Raw genomic sequence first — 18,774 nt, forward strand, 5'->3', positions numbered from 1 at the left:
AACCAGTCATCCCGCACTTGATGCGGGATCTACTTGAATACACAGCCATACCAGCAGGTGGACCATGAAGCGTGCGTCGCTTGGTAGTATATGGCTCAGGTGCAGAGCCGGATAAGGCCACAAAGTGGCACTGATGCGACCTGACAACGCAAAAGCGCCACTTGTGCTGCGATTAAACCAGTTTGGCTTTGCCTGCTTTGACGGTAAAGCGCTTGCCAATGTGCGACTGATCATTCTTAAAGCCGACGAACGGCACATGGTGCCAGCTGGCGTTTAGTTCATCCTGAGTGATGTCCAGGGTGACAAAGCCGCGATTGGCCAGGTCGATATAGCGGATGTGAGGATTCTCCGGGATCAGGATTTTACCAACATCGCCTACCAACTGTTGCAGGCCCGGCACCGGAATTGACGGTGATGTGACCGACGAGGTGACGATTTCTACCGCAATGGCTCCTTCGTGGGTAAAGCGGTTGTATTCGTGCCAGTCGTAGGGGTTTTTACAGATGTTTGCGGCCCATGACGAGTGTACATCACCGGTTAAGAACACCACGTTATCTATCTGGTTTTGTTCAATAAAATCTAGCAAACGATGGCGTGCAGCCGGGTAACCGTCCCAGGCATCGCCATTGATGGGTTTGCCCAGCATCTGAATTTGCATCATCTGTACCTGCTGGCCCAGCAACTTCCATTGTACGCCGTTTTGCTTGGCCTCAAACAGGTTGTCGTACAGCCATTGTTCCTGCGCGTAGCCCAGCAAAGTGCGTGATTCATCCAGGCGCGCCGGATCTTTGATCTCAACTTGCTGATCGCGGCCGATCAAACGGGTGTCGAGCATATTCAGATCCAGCAAAGATCCAAACTGGAAGCGGCGATAAGATCGCTCCCGGTTGTTGTCGCTCGGCTCACGGATCGGCATCCACTCATAATAGGCTTTAATGGCAGCAGCCTTACGGATTTGCCAGTCGCCCTCACCGTCATTATGGTTTTCTGCCCCGCCCGACCAGGTATCATTGGTAAATTCATGATCATCCCAGATACAGATCATGGGGTGGGTCTGGTGCAGGGTTTGCAGGTCTTCGTCGGTTTTATAGCAGGCATGGCGCACCCGGTAGTCGTCCAGCGTCACCATTTCGTGGGCTGGTTGTACTTTACGGTTCCAAAGGAACGGATTGCGGTAGACATCTTTGTTACCGTATTCGTACAGGTAGTCACCCAGGTGTAGTACGGCATCCAGGTCGTCAATTTCCGCGATACGGGCATACACATTAAAATACCCATAGCTAAAGTGCGAGCACGACGTCATAGCCAGCTTAACCTGTCTGACATCATAGGCCGGCAGCGTTTTGGTACGCCCTGTCGGCGAGGTGATGGGCTTATCCAGCTCATCAATGATAAAGCGATAATAATAGTGGGTATCGGGGGCAAGCCCGCTGGCATCAACCTTAACGGTGAAATCACACTGTCCGTCGGTGATCTCATAACCCTCTGCAACAAGTGCAGAAAACTGCGGATCTTCTGAGACCTGCCAGAGCACTTTGACGCTGAGCGTGGCCATATCTACCCGCTCCTGCACCTCTGGTGGAATGGTAATGCGGGTCCATAAGATCACCCGGTCATCCAATGGGTCGCCGCTGGCAACGCCATGGCTGAACGGGTTTTGTGAAAAAGTACAGCCGCTCAATCCCAGAGTGAGGGGAACGGTGGACAGCATCAGGCTGGTTTTAAAGAATTCGCGACGGGATAGGCTCATAAGTAAATACTCTAATTGTCATTTTTGGGCGGTATTTAAACGTGTTAATGTTAATTTTATATAGCAAAAATATTACATTGAACACGCTTTGCGACCAAACAGGCAGCTTTGATTTAAAACTGGTGCGATAAAAGCTATAACTATAAAAACCAAGGTCAGATAATAAGCAGGTGAGAGTGAGTGGTATCAGGGGGTATCTCAGAGTGTGGTGCTTTTTTATTGCGGGGCTGTTGTTTTACGGGCCGCAAGTTGGTGCGCAGCAGCCGTGTGCCAGCGAAGTTAAAATAGGCGTAGTGGCCGACTGGCCGCCGTTAACGGCCGTTGACGAGCGTGGTGCATACGGGCTGGATGTCGAGATTGCCCGCAAGGTGTTTACCGAACTGAATATCTGCCCACACTTTTTGCGCCTGCCCACTTCCGCCCGAAGTTTAGATCAGCTGGGTAAAGGGTCCGTTGATGTGTTACTGATGGTCAGCTATGTGCAGGAGCGGGCCGAATTAGGGGTGTTTTCAGCACCTTACAGGTGGGAAAAAATGCGGCTATTTTCCCTTCGCCAGCCACGTATGGCGATAGACTTAAAAGCGCTGCTGCGATTAGGGTATCGTATCGGGCTGAGCATTGGCTCTTACTATGGAGAGGAGCTTAAAAACCTTGCCAATAACCCTGACTTTGGGCATTTGCTGGTGGGGATTTCTGGCAGTACGCAGCGTGTCGAAATGCTGGCAAAAAAGCGTGTCGACTTTATCATTGAAGACGAAATTCTTGGGCGCTTTATGGGCCGTAAATTGGGCATAAAAAACTTTCATATCTGGGATTACCCGGTTCACAATAACCAGGTGCACTTTTTATTGCGTAAGGGGCTGTTTGATTCGGCGCAACTGGCGCGGTTTAATGGCGCGATAGCGCATCTTAGGCCTCAGATAGACAAGCTGGTAGAATACTATACTTATCATACCGTACCGCGCGGGGCTAACTGAAACGGACGGTAATATAAATTCTGCTTTATTGTGGTCTACACTAAGGAAGCTAATGGAGCCGCAATAAAGGAAACAACAATGCGCAAACACATTCTCCCTCTGTTTGTTTTACTCTCCGGGTGCATGGGCACCGCAGACAGTGCTGCCAACGATCCACAAGTTTATGCCGCCTATACGATGCTGGCACCCACGCAAAAAGGGGGGGTGCAAATCTACGCCAGAGCCATTGTCGATGGGGCGCATATCAGCGACCAGCAATGCCCACAATTGCTGCATTCGGCTGGTGAGGGGATAAAAACGCAGGCCAGACGATTAAATCCGGATCCGGATAATTTTCCGGTGACGGTCTGTGAAGCCGTGATAAACCCGGATACCCGCTATCGGCTTTCTTACGGTGGCATAGAGCTGGCTCCGGTTACGCTGGCGCCTGAACATATTCAGGTCTTTGGTGATTCGGGCTGTAAAAGCACGGTATGCGAAGGCGCAAGTGCAGCACAGCCCTTTGCTCAGCTGGCGGATCTGGGTGCAAAGCAAACCAAGCAGCTGATCCTGCATATGGGCGACTTCAACTACCGTGGCACGTCGGGCAGTATCAGCAAAGACATTTACGCTTATGATGCGGGAGATGGCGGCTATGGCGGCCCCTCGTGTGGATTGACCGAAACCTATTACTCACAAAATGCCAGCGGCAGTCCCAAGCCCGACACCTGGCAGAGCTGGCAGGCCGATTTATTCGCCCCGGCTAAGTCTTTGCTGGCCAGTGCCCCCTGGGTATTTGCCAGAGGCAATCATGAACTGTGCAGTCGTGCAGGCCCTGGCTGGTTTTATTTTCTGGGGCCAGGCTCAGACTTACCCGGTAGTATTGCTCAGCAGTCATGCCCCTATCAGGGCGAATTCAGCCAGCCGCCTGGCGAGGCGAGTGAGCATATTGTGATGATAGACCCTTACTTACTTGAGCTGGATTCCCTGGCGCTGTGGGTGATGGATTCGGCCAATGCCTGCGATTCACGTGCGCCACAAACCCTTACACGCCAATATCGCGATCAATATTCCCGGCTGCAGCAAGTGGCGTCACGGGTGAAAACCCCGTTATGGATGATGACGCACAGGCCGCTGTGGGGACAAAGCGGGCCGGTTGGCACGCCTTCAATCACAGATATGCTGCAGACGGCGCTGAAAACCACCCTGTCTCAGCAGTTACCACCCGAAGTCAGTTTATCTTTATCAGGACATATGCATATTTACCAGTCTCTGGCCTTTGATAAGAACAGTGGCCGTCCTCCTCAGCTGGTGGTGGGCAACAGTGGTGTCAGCCTGAGTTCAACCGGTGCAAACAGCGGATTCAGTGCCCAGATTGATGGCAAGCGTGCACAGGGCAATACTCAGGGTGAGTTTGGTTATATTTCCATTAAGCTGGAGAAAGATCACCAATGGCAGGGGCAGTTTTACAACACGCAGGGCCAGGTGTTTCTTGAGTGTGGCAGCAAGCAGGCTGAGCAAGGTAAAGCCCTGTGCCAGATTGCGCGTTAAGAGTACCTGCCGGCACCTGAGCAAAGGTGCCGACTATTTTCCTGTTTACCAGGCCAGTTGCCAGTTCAAATTAAGCCTCAGCGTGAGCGCCTTGTTTGGATTGAGGTGATCCAGTGCGGTGGTAACCAACCAGGTTTCACCCTGATAAGCCAGCTCGGGTGCCAGGTTTATCGGGTCCAGCATCATACGCCAGTCTCCCAGTTGCATGCCCAGCTGTGCAAAGTGCTGGCCGCCCTGGCGACGGACACTGGCCAGATAGCGGTAACCCAGAAAGTGATACTGGCCTTGCAGGTAAACCTGGCTGGGTAAATCAAAGTCATGATTTTGAGCGGTTTCTCGCCCTTTTAACAGGGGCCGAAAGCTGCTGAACCCGGCATTGTCGACAAAGCTGCCTTTGGTGTTTATGTCCGCCTCGGTAAAGCCTGCCTGGTCCAATTCAAACTGGTTGTACAGGTCGATGACTTGGCCTGAAAGTGCAAAGTGCTCGGTCACCTGCCAGTCAAAGTGCACATCGAGGGATAAGCCATCTCCGCGCGTGCGCCAGGCATCGTCTGTGTTGGGGCGCTTTAGAAAGTTGTTATCGCTGTAATACTCGCTAAATTGCAGCGCGCCACGTAATTGTGCATTGTCGCTGCCCGAGAGTGCACCGCTCAGCTGCGAATCTCTGAGGTAGTTGAGTTGCCAGTAGTTCGCCTGCACGGTGACTGTTAGAGCATCAAAATGGTGCTGATAAGCGAGCCCCAGACCTTTACTGCGAGCGCCAGTCAGCGCCAGCCTGGTGTCGTAGCTGTCATAGCTGGTTAGTGGCTGATCATTTTGCTCCTGATAATAACCCAGCGCTGTTTGCGCATTGGTATCAATCAGGTAGTCAATACGCTGCATCGTATGGAGTTGCCAGTTTGTAAGGGCCGCATGGCGGTAGGCCACGCCAAAGCGTGACTGAGAAAAACCAAATGAGGCATCCGACTCAGGACGCTGGTCCCATTCGTCACGGGCAATTTTTAATACCGGCGCAATGTTCGTCTGGCTATTGCTGTCAAGATAGATTGTTACTTCATGGGTGTTTGCCATTGTGCCTGTAGACACCAACAGGCTGGCAGACAAGCCCAAAAACCATTGTTTGTTCATAGCATTCCATAAAAAGGGCCAGCATCCGCTGACCCTAAGTGAGGTGTTACTCATTTGGCCAGCAAAATCTGGCCAAAGCGACACGGGTTTTAGAGCGTTTCGATTTGCTCGTTGGCGTAAATGATGAATACACCTGCATCTCGCTTGACGATTCTGGCGGCCTGCTCTTCACCCACCATAATGGTGCCCAGCGTTTGCTCGCCTTCATTGCCGTCGTCTGAGTTTGGTTGTGCCAGCACTAAAGTAACCCCTTCGGCATTATTGGCAGAGAGCTGCTCTGTTTGTGTGTTGTAGAGCACCGTAAAGCTGCGCTTGAGCTCAGAACCAGGCACCAGGTAGTCAACATCCAGTTCCAGCTCGCCCGCTTTAAAGTCGGTACGCTGGCCTACCAGAGACAGGTCAACATGGTACTCACCCAGTTTAACATTGACATTCATGGCTGCACTGATATCCAGGTAGTTGGTTTCGGTCTCGATTTGGTAGGTGTCATTGGGCTTACCAAAAGTGCTATTGCCTCCATAACTTCGCTCGTTGTAGAGCCTGTAATAGACAACTTCGACCTGACCATAGCCCGGATAATTGAGTGTATATCCCTGATCTAGCTTGTTTTCAAATGCTTGTAGTGCGTAGCCCTGGCTGCCTATCATCAGCTCGGTACCGCTAATATCCTTTACTGCCGACAAATAGCTGTCATAGTTCATAGTCCATTCTGCGTGCTTGACTGGGTCGAGGTAATTCCCGCTTTCGTCCACTGGCATACCTTTTTCATCCAGATCATGTGGCTGAATAAAGTAGGCCGTATACCCCTCTTTTGTGGTGTCAGGCTGAAGGTACGCAGCAAGGCTGTTATCAAGTTTATGGAACTGATCAAAAGAGTTCGTGCTGATCATTAGCGCATTCTGTTCGTCTTGTTGCGTCATCGCATTGATGAATACTGAACTGTATTCGAGGGCCACTCCGTCGTTATTTGACACTACATATTGATAGCTGGCCATAGTGCTATTGTCACCAGTCGAACTCCAGGATTGTTGAAGTTCTCCGATCGTTGAAACGATGGTGTTACCGTCTGCAGATACTTCGACCTCGGGGGAACTGTCAAAGCTTGGGAACATATACCGTGCCGATAGGTCATAGCTTTGACCTATCTGATAACCCTGTTCTGAAAACTGAAAGTTGACGTAAATATCATCTACAGTCCCAATGTAAAAGATGCCTGAACGGGCTGGTGTCAATAAGGTTTGGACATCTTTGATGCTGGCATAGTCAACCGGGAAGCGGCCTAATTTTTGCAAGTCTACTTTGTTGTTGGCATAGAACCATGTTCTCCAGTCCAGTTGATCAACAGGTACCTGTTCACCAGACTCAAATGTCACCAGTCCATTAGCATAATGAGTGATGCTGTCTTGCGGATAACGAAAAGACTGTAATCTAAATTCACCGGTGCTTTCTGGTACGATCCGCTCGAGTCGTTTAGTGACAAAGTTGTTTCCATAGTCACTGGTCACTTCAACATAGTCTACGCCCCGATAAGTGCTGATCTTTCTTGTATGAATAGGAGTTGTGTTTTCATCGTCTATATATTGAGTGACAACAGTGGCAACGCCCTGCTGATTAATCGGTTGGAACTCAATCAGCAATGACTCGCCGTTTTTGCTGGTGATTTTGGCCTTTGAATTAGACTCAATGGCCAGCTTGCCAGCATCAGAAATAAGGCGGCCAAAATGTTCAAACCCGGCAGGGTTAAACTCACTAAGGTTATCCAGTTTTACCGTCAAACTTGCGCCGAACTGACTGCCCTGTGCAGCACTAAACGCGCCGCTAAGCGATAGCATACCAGGTACAAATACTGTATCGGGGCGTATTGAGAACTCGTACCAACTTGCAGAGCCCTCAAAACTTGAAACATGTTCTAATTTTTCAATATGTTTTGCTGTTAGTTCAGCACTGAGCATGCCCTTAAAGCTGACTGGGTTTTTAACCGTGTCTGTTGCTTTCTGAGCTATGGTTACATCCAGTGTCAGGCTACCATGGCGGCCATCAAACGCGGGAGCCGTCCCTTCTTTAAGCTGCTCTGTGGTGACAGGCTGATTCAGTACTACCTGAACCTGGCTATTCGGGTGAAGCGTCAATGCAGCCGCATTATTCTCTACTTTACCTGACACACTCAGTGTATAGGTTTGATTGTCTTCAGCAACGGTCAGCTTAGCGGTGGCTTCCAGCTGCTCTTCACCCGCAGACGCGGTAACTGAGAACACTAAACCCGTTTCGTCAATCACGGCTACGCCGGTTGCGCCAGCCAGTTCCAGATAGTCATCGAGTTTTATTGGCTGGTTATTGTTAGGCAGCTGCCCGGCACGACGCGCACTGTCGATTAAAGCCAGTGCTTCAGAGACGTCCGCGAGCAACTTATAAGAATTAGCCTGAGCACGCACCATCTCTGTGGCATCGTTGATCAGTGCAACAAACTCATCCCCTTGTGTACGGACTTCTTTACCGTGTGTGTCTGCAACATCAAACAGGTTCGCAAATACGCGAATATCCTGCACCATTGCTGCGGCCTTCGCGACGGCATCGTCACCACTTTGCTGTTGTGCCTGACCTTTGATGCGATCAGTGCCCTGAGTATCCGCACTGAGCATTTCGTTGTGCAGGCGCGTCGACAGCTTTTCTAATTCACTGAGTTTACCCAGCTGGTTTGCCAGTGCCGGATCCGCTTTAATCAGTGAGATCAATTGTTGGCTTGCAAGCTCAGCACCTACAAGGATATCACTTAAATTGAATTCAAAGCTGGCATCGTCGTCGTGGTCAGCATTGGACAAAAATGCCCCGTCTGTGGCCTGAATATCGGCAATGGCTTCGGCAAGTCGAGTACTGAGCGCATTGTTCTGTTCACCCAGGTCGGAAAATAAAGCATGAGCAATACCTGCGTTGATCAAGGCGTAACGCAGGTCATCACTGTCGTTATCATCCACAAGTGAGGCACTGTCTTCTATCTGCGCCGGTGTCATCTGGTGCAAAGCACCCACCAGGCCAAACAGATCGGCGATTTCAGAGTATGCTGTGGCAATTGACTCAGCAGTCATATCACCGCGCTGCTGAGCAATTGCAGCGGCAAAATGCGTCAAGGGTGTAATGTTTGCCGTGTTGGAAGACTCATCTACATTAACGAATGTGCTGAGTACCAGATCAGGATCGATTTTGGTCAGGTTAATGCGTTCACCAAAGGCTATCTGACCACCCGCGTCATTTTGACCACACCCAGCTGGTGCATCACAGATCATATAGGTTGGGCTTTGCGGATCCTGACTGACACGGATTTGTGCTTTAACGATGCCTTGTGCATTGTTCACTGTGGCAGTAAACAGACCTTTTTCATCGGTCACAACGGCTGTTTTGCTCTCAAGCTGTACTGGCTCACCGTTTTCATATCTAAAGAAAGTAACCGGTGCATTGATTAAAGTGCCCTTTGCCGCCACACCCTTGATTTCACTGGATGTTACTTTTGTATCTGGCGTAAGGTCTTGCTCTTTGTTAGTTTGAGTATCATCACTGTCAGAACCACAACCGCTGAGCACAGATAAAACGCCCAGAGCGAGCAAGGTTTTTTTGAATTCCATATTGAGTCTCCATTATTGAGTGGTCGTTGCGTACTGCATAGGTCTGTCCAGTGACCAGCTGAGTGGTGTTTCTGGGGAAAGGGTAAATGTTATGGGTTAGCTTGAAGTGCTATATCCTTGTTATGAACCAACGTCGTCCTGATGCAGTATTCACTTAATTATTGTGATTTTTACGTCGGTTATTGTAATTGGGTGAGTTTATTTAGCAATATAAAAAAGACTCTTCCTAATCTATCTTTTTGTTTATTATGTGTTTTCTTTGTAAATTGATGTGAACAATTGCGTCTTTTAATAAGGTTTTTGTTGAGAAAAAAGGGAGATTATTTTTTAAAGTCGACCCACAGCCAGCTATCGTCTCCGTTAAAGTGCAAAGTGTGAACCGTATTATGGGTTTTAAAATTGACCATATTGACCTGAGTGGGCCAGATGTCTCTGAGCGCATCATGACGCATTTGCAGCCGGTTGAGCGTTGCAGGCATGGGGGCGTGTTGGATAACCCAGAAAAATTGCCCGTCGATACTGCCACTGGCTAAAGTAAGTGGCATGGTTCTACCGGTTTCATCCTTCAACCCCACGTTGTCAATGACATATTGCGCAAAGCGTGCTCTGTCAGATTTATTGTGAAATAGGTCGATCTCCTCACCAAACAACTCTTCAACGGCATGCTCTGTGTCGTGTAAATAAAACCGATGCATTAGTTCTAGTTGCTCACTGGCGGAGTCAATCAGTACAGTCGTCATAGCTGTCTTTATCTGGTGCGCTGTCGCTGCATTCGCCCAAATTAATGCCAGTGTGGCGATCAGCCAATCCTTCATGGGGTACCTCTTGGTTCTTTTCGGGTTCTATCATACCGCGAATTGGCCCGGATTATTGTTATTTTACTGCTGATCTTGTTATCCAGATTGAAATAATCGGTTTGCAGTGAGTACAGTTGGTATTTGCACTATTTGCACCGGCTAAGAAGCTGCTGAAAGGAGAGCTGCTCACCGAAATTAAATAAGATGCTGTATTTATGGTGTGTAAAAATGACAGGGTGCTGTGTGTCAAAATAACAATAAATTTCCGTGCCAGGTCCCCATTTTGCAAATTTATTGTCTCTATTTTACAAATAAATTAAAAAAGCTAAATTCAATGGTTGAAATCGGAACTAAATTCCCAGTAAAATCGCGGACTTTTCAATCGGCGAGTAAAACTGGCGTTGGTTTTGCTCTGTACTAAGTACCCGTTTAGCTTAAAATGTGGTGAGCAGTATGGATTTCTACATACTAAAAAAACATGAGAAACTCGTTGCCATTCCGGCGGACGAACAGAACTGTAAAGAGTATCTAGATGACGGCTATTTTTATGTTGATAAAGTGGCCGCGTGTAACGAGAAGTCGGCTTTGAAGCGTTTAAATGGCAGGCATAACCGTTACCTCAGAGCATTGTGGTTGCTGGTGATCCCGGTGGTGATTTACGCCTGGCGTCAACTCAGCCATTAACCTATTCGCCTAAGCAGTGTATATTAACCGTCATTAAGGTTAAGGAACGCTGCATGAAGGTTTTACACACATCCGACTGGCATCTGGGTCAACAGTTTTACGAGCACAGCCGTCATGCTGAGCATCAGTTTTTTCTCGACTGGCTGTGCAATACACTTACTTCTCATCAAATCGACGTATTGGTTGTTAGTGGTGACGTCTACCATAGTGCCACGCCTTCAGCTATGGCGGAGCAGCAGCTCTATGCCTTCATCAGACGTGCGAAAGCCGACAAACCCAACCTCCACATTGTGATTACCGCAGGTAATCATGATTCTGCAAACAGAATAGAAACGGCTAAACCGCTGCTGAGTCAGTTTGATACCCATGTTGTGGGTCGCTTTGACAAGCATAACCCCCAGGATGTGGTGAAAACCCTTTGTACCGCCAATGGCACCTTGCAGGTTGTTGCCATGCCATTTTTACGCAGCGCCGATCTGGATACCCAGGCCGATGATCCGCTGGCTTATCAGCATGGTGTTGCGCGTGCTTATCAGGCTGCCTATCAAGCATTAGATGCGCAGTTACCGGTGCTGGCTATGGGTCATCTGCATGCTAAAGGCGGCAGTATTTCCGGCGATTCAGAGCGCAATATCACCATAGGCGGGTTTGATGCCATCACCGCGGATGTGTTTGGCGAACGCCCCGATTATGTTGCGCTTGGGCATTTACATAAAGCGCAAAAAGTCGCCGGCAGCGAGGCTATTCGCTATTGCGGCACACCTCTGCCCATGTCGTTTTCGGAGCGAAACTATCGTCATCAGGTGTTGCTGGTGGAATTTACCAACACAACCCTTAGCAGTGTAAAGCCCCTTGACGTTCCCCGCCTCAAACAAGTTATTTTACTCCCCGAGCGTGGTGGTGCGACACTGGATGAGCTAATTACTTTGATCAATGAACTCGATTTGTCTGAAGATCAGTACGCTGCAACGCCCTATCTGAGGCTGCGGCTCAATGCCAGTGAAACGGACAGTCAGTTTCGGCACAAGATTGAGCAAGCCCTGACAGATAAACCGGTGCACTTTTGTGGCATCGAGCGTGTCAGCTATACACTACAAGCCACAGACGAGCCGCACTTTGAAGACCTGGGCCAGGTCGAGAAGCTGGAGCCAGAGAGTTTACTGGAGCTGGCATACCGGGCACAAATAGACAGTGAGCAAGCCGTGCCACAAGCCTTACAAGATTGCCTGATGCAGGTGCTGGCGAGCGTACAGGAGCAGGAAGCATGAAACTACTTGGGATCCAGGTACAGAACCTGGCGTCACTGGCGGATGCCGACATTGATTTTACCCAGCCACCCTTAAAAGACACTGGCTTGTTTGCCATTACCGGCGACACCGGGGCTGGTAAAAGTACTCTGCTTGATGCGATATGTCTGGCGCTTTACGGCAAAACAGCTCGGCTTAAGGCCGATGCAAAAAACAAAGTGATGCTCAACGGCGATGAGCTGAAACTCAACGACCCCCGTAACTTACTGCGCCGGGGGTGTGTCAGTGGCCGTGCCGAAGTCACTTTTTGTGGTCAGGATGGCAACCAATACCGTGCCAGCTGGCGGGTGGGACGCGCCCGTAACAAGCTAGATGGTCGTATCAAAGAAGCAGAGCACCAGGTGGTGCGCCTTGCCGATGACACGGTACTGGCCAGCAAAACCACCGAGGCCAAACAGCTGCTGGAACAGTTGTTGGGCCTGAACTTTGAGCAGTTTTCTCGCGCAGTTCTACTTGCACAACATGAATTTGCGGCGTTTTTGAAAGCCAACAGTGATGAACGAGCGCAGCTGCTCGAAACACTGACCGGCACGGCCAAATTCAGTGTCATAGGCAAAGCGATATTTGAACATCACAAAGCCAGACAGGATGCACTGGCGCAGCGTAAACAGTCGCTTAACCATGTGACTTTACTCAGTGATGAGGCATTGGCGGAAAACCAGCAAACCGCAGCTCAGCTGACGGCCGCCATTGCACTGGCGCGTGAGGAAGAAAAACAGCTGGAGCAAGGCATTCACTGGTATCAAACCTGTGACAAGCTGGCCGAGCAATGCCATCAGGCTGAGCAGGAGCAAGCCGATTGCCAGCAGCGCCTGACTACGCAAGCGCATGACTTTGACAAAGCGAGGCGCGCCAAAGCCGTTGAGGTGATAGCAGATAACCGGACTCAGGCTCGGGATACAACTGCCCGGCTCAAGCAATTAGACCAGGACATCAGCCAGTTGCAGCAGCAGGATTTTGCGCCGCAGATCCGCGTTGCACAAGATGATCTGCAAGCTGCTCAGACACGACTCAGTGAGGCAAAAAACCAGTTGCAGATCAGTACCCCTGCACTGCAGTTATTGCGTGATCTGGACCAGCAGCGCGAAGCCAACAAACAGCTGCTGGCACAAAATAGCGCAGAATATAACGAACAACGTGAGCAGAATGAAGCATTGCAACAGCGTATTGAGACGCTGGAGACTCAGTTGCAAATGGATAGTCGGCAGGTTGCCCGGTTGCAGCAAGACTGCCAGATAGATCCGGACTTGACGTGTGTTAGCGAGCAGTGGTCACAGGTAAACGGTGCGTTAAAGCACTGGCAAGCGTGTCAGGCGCAACTCGATAAACTGGCGAGTGAGCAACAACATACACAGGCCAGCACAGATAAAGACAAACAAACGCAACAGGCGCTGCAACCCAGACTGACAAAACTACACCAACAGTTAGCTGATATTCAGCACCACCTGAGCACCACTCAGTCGCAGCTGAGCGAGCTGGATTATGAGACATTGCAATTTCAGCGCACACAGTTAATCCAGGCGCAGCAAAACCAGTCACAGCGTGACCAGTTGCAACAGGAGCAGGGCGAGCACCGACTACACATTGATCGCTTACGGCATCAACATCACAGCCTGCAATTGCAGCTCAAAGACACTGAGCAGCAGGATGAGCTGACCAGGCAACGTGTGCTACTTACTCAGGAAAATTTGCAGCAAGTTCGCTTTCGAGCCAGTGACAGTGTCAGCAAGCTAAGATCGCAGCTGGTTGCAGGTCAGGAGTGTATGGTGTGCGGCTCAACAGAGCACCCTTATGGTGTGGACCACATCGACAGTCACTGGCAAACGCTGATTGCCGATTTTGAATCGCAATATCAGGCAGCCGAACAAGCCCGCACGCAGACGCAGCAACGTTACCATGACCTGGTTGGTCAGGCCGAGCAGTGTAATGGTCAGCTACAGGCAGCACTGCAGCATGAAGCACAGATCAACAGCAAGCTTGCGCAAATTACTGAATTACTGGCGCAGCTGCCTGTAGAGGTGCGCGATACAGCGGACCCTCAGGCATTACTCGCTCAGTTGGATCAAAAGCTGCAAACCTACAGCCAGCTGAGTAAAACACAGCAACAGCTTTGGCAACAACAACAGGTATCTCAGCACGACATACAGCAACTGGAGCAACAAAACCAACAGTTACAAAGTCAGCTCGAACGTGCCGCACAGGCAATGGCCTATGCACAAACCAGACAAGCAGAGCTGGAGGCGGAGCAGCAAGAAACCCTGTCTCAGGTCCGGCAGTTTTACTCAACCCCTGCATGGTGGCAAGTGTTTGAACAATCACCTGAGCAGGCGACCACTGCACTGCGAGAACAAGTGCATGTCAGGCAGCAGCAGCTGCAACAGCTCAGTGAATTAGAGCAAAGGATCGGTGACGGTGAACAGCGCGCTAAATTACTGCGTCAGCAAAGTCAGGATAAGCAGGCACAGCTCGACAAAGCGGCCCAGTCCCGAAAGGCATTGAGCGAAAAAGGCGATGCGCTGACACATGAGCGGGTGGCCATCCAGCCACTTGAGATCAGCGCAGACAACTGGCACCAGTCTTTACTGAATGAACAACAGCACGCTGAAAATAGGCAGACTCAGGCAATTCAGCGTGTTGCAGAGCTGCGTCAGGCTCAGGAGTCGCAGGCACTGACGCTGGCACACAAGCAGCAATCACAACAGCAGCTGCAAGAGTCGCTGGCAAAAATTCAGGCACGTTACCAGAGCTGGCTGACGGAGCTGAAAACTCAGTTCGAAACGATCACAGAAGAAGATGTGGAGGCGCTGTTAGAGTGGGAGAAGTCACAGTGGCAGGCGCTGCTGACGGAATATGATGAACTGAGCAAAGTGCTACACAGAGCGCAGAATAAACACGCTCACTTGCAAGAAGAGCTTGCATCATTGCGTGCTAAGCCTGTGACCGAGCAAGCTCAGGCACAACTTACTGAGCGACTAACGCAGTTGCAACAAGAGCGCGATGCTAACCAGGCAACGCTAATCAGTGTGAACGCCGTGCTGAAACAGCATGAAGATAATCAGGCCTATCTGGCCGAGCAATATGAGGCTCTTGAGGCGCAACAAGCCGAATATGAGCACTGGCATCTTTTAAACCGCCTGCTGGGCGATGCCACGGGCAAAACTATGCGTAACCTGGCACAGACGCAGACACTCAGGATTTTGTTGCAATATGCCAATCATCACCTTGGCAGTCTGAGTCATCGTTATCGCCTGACCGTGATTGGACAGTCGCTGGAAATCGCTATTATTGATCGGGATATGGCCGATGAGCAGCGCAGTGTAAACACCTTGTCCGGTGGCGAATCCTTCCTGGTGTCCTTAGCACTGGCACTGGGCCTGGCTTCTTTGTCTTCCAATCAGGTGCGGATCAATTCGCTATTTATTGACGAAGGGTTTGGCACTCTGGATCCACAGACCCTCAGTGTGGCACTGGATGCACTCGATGCTTTGCAGTCACAAGGGCGAAAAGTCGGCGTGATCTCCCATGTGGCCGAAATGACCGAGCGGGTTGCGACCCAAATTAGAGTACAAAAACAGGCCGGCGGTTATTCGTCGGTTACAATCAGTGAACGATAAGGAGACATCATGCCCAGTTTTACACAGGATGAAGCAACCCATTACGACAGCCGGATTGAACGTCTGGTGCCCGGCTATCAGCTGCTCCATGAACTGGTGCAGGCGCAGTTGCAAACCTTACTCCCCGAGCGGGCGCAGATCCTGATTGTGGGGGCCGGCACTGGAAAAGAAGTATTGCAGCTGGCTGAATGTAACCCGAGCTGGACATTCATTGTGCAGGATGTCTCGGACGACATGCTGGCTATCGCAGATCAAAATTTTACTAACCTGGGATTGTCATCCCGGGTGACTATACATTCAGGTCCGCTGGCGCCGGGTCAGTATCAGGCTGATATAGCGCTGTGCCTGCTGGTGATGCATTTTGTGGCTGACGATGGCGCTAAGCTGGCACTTCTGGAGTCAATTCATAGTAACCTCAAGCTGGGTAAACAGCTGCTACTGGCAGATCTGATGAAGCCTGAAACCCAGTTCGAGCGCGAGTCTCAGCTGAAGCACTGCCGTGCGATGGGTCTGACCCACATTGGTGAAGAACGTATGCGCCATAATCTGGAGCACGAATTTTACCCACTCGATCGGATGCGGCTGGCCGAATTACTGGATGAAAGTGGCTTTTCGACCGCACAGATGTTTTTTAAAGCCTTAGGGTTCAGTGGCTTAGCTTGTGTCAGACAATAAATCAGACGACGCCTGCTCGAACCAACGCCACCAACTTTGAGATCTTGATATTACTAAGCTGGCGATAATCCAAATACGGGCAGATCAGTAACTTATTAACGGGGTCTATGGCAAATTCCTCATCTATCCAGTGCAAAGAGTTAGTAAAAATATGATCCCGGAGTAAAGCTTTTGCATAGGTGCGCCCCGCTATGATGTGCCAGTCATAGCGATTGGCAGCCAGATCAGGCACAGAGAACAATAAAGCCTCCTGACTTCCCTGCTGTAACAGCCGCTTATCCCGATACTTTTGCCAGCTTGGGTAGTATTTTGGTTGGTTAGTAAAATCGTGATCTGGGTGACTCAGTTCAGCTATAAACTTGGCATAGACATTAAACACCTTGCGCCAGCCATTACCACACTGCTGGTTGATGTAGTCAATCTCTCCTGCCTGTAAGGGTATGACTTTATTTAATTTTTTAAACTCTGAGAGTTTTGGTGGGTGCTCAATATAAATGGCCAGCAAACCTTGCTCTGCGCCAAATCCGTAAGTTGGTAAATTCATGATCTCACTAAAAGGTGTTTGCTAATACTCTGAATATTATATCTGTTTTTGTACCGCGCTTTCGAGTTATCAGCTGTAAACCCCCTTTACACTGAACTTTCGCTCTAACTTTTCTGGCTGTCTTATCTTTGACTTATAAATGACTGAAAACATTAATACTTAAGAAATGTGTCTGTAACCGGTTCAGCCCAACCTATTGTGCGCTTTATAACAATAACTGTAGCAATCGTAGCAACTAACTCGGAGTAACTAATGAAGCGCATAGCATATTCGTTGATCGCCGCTGCCGTCACAGTGGCATTAACCGCCTGTGATGGTGACGATGGTAAACAAGGCCCTCAGGGCGAGCAAGGTGTTCAGGGTGAGCAAGGCACTAACGGTACAAATGGCAAAGATGGTGCGAGTGCCGCTAAAGGTAATGATGGCGCTAACGGTAAAGATGGTCAAAACGGTGGTTCAGGCCTGATCCGTATTGCCACTGTGCCCGCTGGCGCTGAAGTCACAGGTTTGTTCCTGAGCGAGCAAGGTGATCTGTTCTTCAATGTACAGCACCCGAGCGATGCGAATACTTTGGTAGATGGTAACCAGCGCCCTTACAACGGTGGTACTGTGGGTGTACTAACGGGTGTGAACTTCAACGAGTTGCCACGCAATATTGTGAGCTCACCGGTTCCAGTGACAGAGCTTGAGAGACAAACAGTTGTGACTGCGATTGGTCAATACCAGATCCTGGGTCAGACCGGTGATGTGTATGCGGATTTGGGTGAAAAAGGCCTGGCTGGTGGCTTAGGTGTGCACTACGGCATCACTTCAGGTGACAAAATCCTTGAAAACGACAGCCCGGACTTCAATGGCTTTATTCCAAGTGCTGACGATGAAAATACAGGTTATTTATTTACTAACTGGGAAGCTTACCCGGGTGGCATGAGCCGCCTTAAAATGAGCAAGAGCGACACGGGTAAATGGAGCATCGAAGAAGCCATGATGCTGGACTTTGATAGAGTCAAAGGCACCGCGGCAAACTGTTTTGGCTCAGTATCTCCATGGGGCACACCGCTAACGTCTGAAGAGTGGATCGTAAGATCTGACGACGACACTACTCAACATGCAGAGTGGAATGATCCGGCCTTTACAAGCATCGACAGAATGAAAGAGCTGGTTGCACCTGAGTTCCCTAACCCCTATCGCTATGGTTATATTGCAGAGGTGCAAAATCCGCTTTCTGATACGCCAGATGTTGTGAAGCACTTCACTATTGGTCGTTACGAGCACGAAAACTCCGTGGTTATGCCGGATGAGCGCACTGTGTATTCCTCTCAGGATGATACTGGTGGCGTACTGTTTAAGTTTATTGCGGATCAACCTAAAGACCTGAGCTCAGGTACGCTTTATGGCGCTAAGCTAACTCAGGACAAGGGTCTGAACGATCCGGCTGTGACTGGCTTTGAGGTGACCTGGGTTGAAATTGCATCGGGCACCAATGCCGAAATTGAAGCCTGGATTGCCGAGTATGATGAAATTAGCACCGCAGACTTTGTTCAGGGTCAGACAAGCTATCTGTCTGTGGCTGACGTGAAAGCCTGGGTAGAAGGTGCCGAAACTTACCCAACATTGGCGCAAGGTGGTGGTCTGGTTACGGCCGGTAAACCAATGGATAACCGTGTGGCATTCCTTGAGTCTCGCCAGGCGGCCAAGCAATTGGGTGCAACGGCTGAATGGCGTAAGCTGGAAGGGATCAGCATCAACTACGACCGCGTGGTAGAAGCCGTAACTGGTCAGGACAGGGTACCGGGCGAAGTGGTTGAACAGGCTTATATGTATATCGGTGTTGCCGACATTGACAAGACGATGATTGGTGATGAGGGTGATATTCAGCTGTCTGCGCGTGTTAAAGATTGTGGTGGTGTTTACCGTGCCCACATCGATAACAACTACAATCTGACTCGCATTGAGCCGGTGGTGATGGGGGGGACATTCCGCTCCAGCCTGACTGGTGCTGAACGATGTGATGTCAATCAATTGTCTCAGCCTGATAACGTGATTGTTATGCAGGATGGCCGCATCATCATTGGTGAAGACGGTATCCAGGAAAATAACACCCTGTGGTTGTACGATCCTAACTCTAAGTAACTGTAAGACTCGCGGTGCCCG

At 50.0% G+C, this 18,774-nt stretch carries 12 protein-coding genes; 7 read left to right on the forward strand and 5 right to left on the reverse strand.

Annotated features, from left to right (window positions below):
* Positions 1-172: 172 nt before the first annotated feature.
* Positions 173-1,750 carry an alkaline phosphatase D family protein gene (locus MHN33_RS11100; RefSeq protein WP_239397992.1) on the reverse strand — a complete coding sequence of 526 codons (1,578 nt, stop codon included), beginning with the start codon at positions 1,748-1,750 and terminating at the stop codon, positions 173-175.
* A 176-nt stretch (positions 1,751-1,926) separates the two neighbouring features.
* On the opposite strand from MHN33_RS11100, the gene MHN33_RS11105 reads away from it, so the two are divergent.
* Positions 1,927-2,727, forward strand: a complete 801-nt coding sequence (locus MHN33_RS11105; RefSeq protein WP_239397993.1) for a transporter substrate-binding domain-containing protein — start codon at positions 1,927-1,929, stop codon at positions 2,725-2,727.
* A gap of 78 nt (positions 2,728-2,805) precedes the next feature.
* A complete protein-coding gene (locus MHN33_RS11110; protein WP_239397994.1) occupies positions 2,806-4,257 on the forward strand; it encodes a metallophosphoesterase in 1,452 nt (483 codons plus the stop codon).
* A gap of 45 nt (positions 4,258-4,302) precedes the next feature.
* Here MHN33_RS11110 and MHN33_RS11115 read toward each other — a convergent pair whose 3' ends face one another.
* The 3 genes from MHN33_RS11115 to MHN33_RS11125 all read right to left on the reverse strand — a co-directional run bounded on the left by MHN33_RS11115 (position 4,303) and on the right by MHN33_RS11125 (position 9,817).
* Positions 4,303-5,385, reverse strand: coding sequence for a hypothetical protein (locus MHN33_RS11115; protein ID WP_239397995.1), 1,083 nt, complete (start codon positions 5,383-5,385; stop codon positions 4,303-4,305).
* Positions 5,386-5,474: 89 nt separating this feature from the next.
* On the reverse strand, positions 5,475-9,002 hold the full coding sequence (locus MHN33_RS11120; RefSeq protein WP_239397996.1) for a hypothetical protein: 3,528 nt from the start codon (positions 9,000-9,002) through the stop codon (positions 5,475-5,477).
* A gap of 320 nt (positions 9,003-9,322) precedes the next feature.
* The gene (locus MHN33_RS11125; protein WP_239397997.1) at positions 9,323-9,817 is read right to left on the reverse strand and encodes a DUF6702 family protein; all 495 of its coding nucleotides are present in this window, start codon (positions 9,815-9,817) and stop codon (positions 9,323-9,325) included.
* Between the two features lie 435 nt (positions 9,818-10,252).
* On the opposite strand from MHN33_RS11125, the gene MHN33_RS11130 reads away from it, so the two are divergent.
* The 4 genes from MHN33_RS11130 to MHN33_RS11145 are packed head-to-tail and all read left to right on the forward strand — an operon-like array spanning position 10,253 to position 16,079.
* Entirely contained in the window at positions 10,253-10,483 is a 231-nt protein-coding gene (locus MHN33_RS11130; protein ID WP_239397998.1) for a hypothetical protein, read from the forward strand.
* A gap of 53 nt (positions 10,484-10,536) precedes the next feature.
* The gene (locus MHN33_RS11135; RefSeq protein WP_239397999.1) at positions 10,537-11,751 is read left to right on the forward strand and encodes an exonuclease SbcCD subunit D C-terminal domain-containing protein; all 1,215 of its coding nucleotides are present in this window, start codon (positions 10,537-10,539) and stop codon (positions 11,749-11,751) included.
* Entirely contained in the window at positions 11,748-15,404 is a 3,657-nt protein-coding gene (locus MHN33_RS11140) for an AAA family ATPase (RefSeq protein WP_239398000.1), read from the forward strand. The genes MHN33_RS11135 and MHN33_RS11140 overlap by 4 nt, the downstream gene beginning before the upstream one ends.
* 9 nt (positions 15,405-15,413) lie before the next feature.
* Positions 15,414-16,079 (forward strand): class I SAM-dependent methyltransferase, encoded by a 666-nt coding sequence (locus MHN33_RS11145; protein WP_239398001.1) that lies wholly within the window; start codon positions 15,414-15,416, stop codon positions 16,077-16,079.
* A gap of 1 nt (position 16,080) precedes the next feature.
* Here the strand turns inward: MHN33_RS11145 and MHN33_RS11150 are convergent, their stop codons facing one another.
* On the reverse strand, positions 16,081-16,623 hold the full coding sequence (locus MHN33_RS11150) for a hypothetical protein (protein WP_239398002.1): 543 nt from the start codon (positions 16,621-16,623) through the stop codon (positions 16,081-16,083).
* A gap of 252 nt (positions 16,624-16,875) precedes the next feature.
* Between MHN33_RS11150 and MHN33_RS11155 the strand changes: the two genes are divergently transcribed.
* A complete protein-coding gene (locus MHN33_RS11155; RefSeq protein ID WP_239398003.1) occupies positions 16,876-18,753 on the forward strand; it encodes an alkaline phosphatase PhoX in 1,878 nt (625 codons plus the stop codon).
* Positions 18,754-18,774 lie beyond the last annotated feature (21 nt).

This window comes from Pseudoalteromonas sp. OOF1S-7 (assembly GCF_022347765.1).
Taxonomy (GTDB): domain Bacteria; phylum Pseudomonadota; class Gammaproteobacteria; order Enterobacterales; family Alteromonadaceae; genus Pseudoalteromonas.

Excerpts from the sequence above, each read along its gene's own strand:
- MHN33_RS11155 (WP_239398003.1), top strand. The coding sequence starts at position 16,876 with ATGAAGCGCATAGCATATTCGTTGATCGCCGCTGCCGTCACAGTGGCA.
- MHN33_RS11120 (WP_239397996.1), bottom strand. The coding sequence starts at position 9,002 with ATGGAATTCAAAAAAACCTTGCTCGCTCTGGGCGTTTTATCTGTGCTC.
- MHN33_RS11145 (WP_239398001.1), top strand. The coding sequence starts at position 15,414 with ATGCCCAGTTTTACACAGGATGAAGCAACCCATTACGACAGCCGGATT.
- MHN33_RS11135 (WP_239397999.1), top strand. The coding sequence starts at position 10,537 with ATGAAGGTTTTACACACATCCGACTGGCATCTGGGTCAACAGTTTTAC.
- MHN33_RS11125 (WP_239397997.1), bottom strand. The coding sequence starts at position 9,817 with ATGAAGGATTGGCTGATCGCCACACTGGCATTAATTTGGGCGAATGCA.
- MHN33_RS11110 (WP_239397994.1), top strand. The coding sequence starts at position 2,806 with ATGCGCAAACACATTCTCCCTCTGTTTGTTTTACTCTCCGGGTGCATG.
- MHN33_RS11115 (WP_239397995.1), bottom strand. The coding sequence starts at position 5,385 with ATGAACAAACAATGGTTTTTGGGCTTGTCTGCCAGCCTGTTGGTGTCT.
- MHN33_RS11100 (WP_239397992.1), bottom strand. The coding sequence starts at position 1,750 with ATGAGCCTATCCCGTCGCGAATTCTTTAAAACCAGCCTGATGCTGTCC.
- MHN33_RS11130 (WP_239397998.1), top strand. The coding sequence starts at position 10,253 with ATGGATTTCTACATACTAAAAAAACATGAGAAACTCGTTGCCATTCCG.
- MHN33_RS11150 (WP_239398002.1), bottom strand. The coding sequence starts at position 16,623 with ATGAATTTACCAACTTACGGATTTGGCGCAGAGCAAGGTTTGCTGGCC.
- MHN33_RS11140 (WP_239398000.1), top strand. The coding sequence starts at position 11,748 with ATGAAACTACTTGGGATCCAGGTACAGAACCTGGCGTCACTGGCGGAT.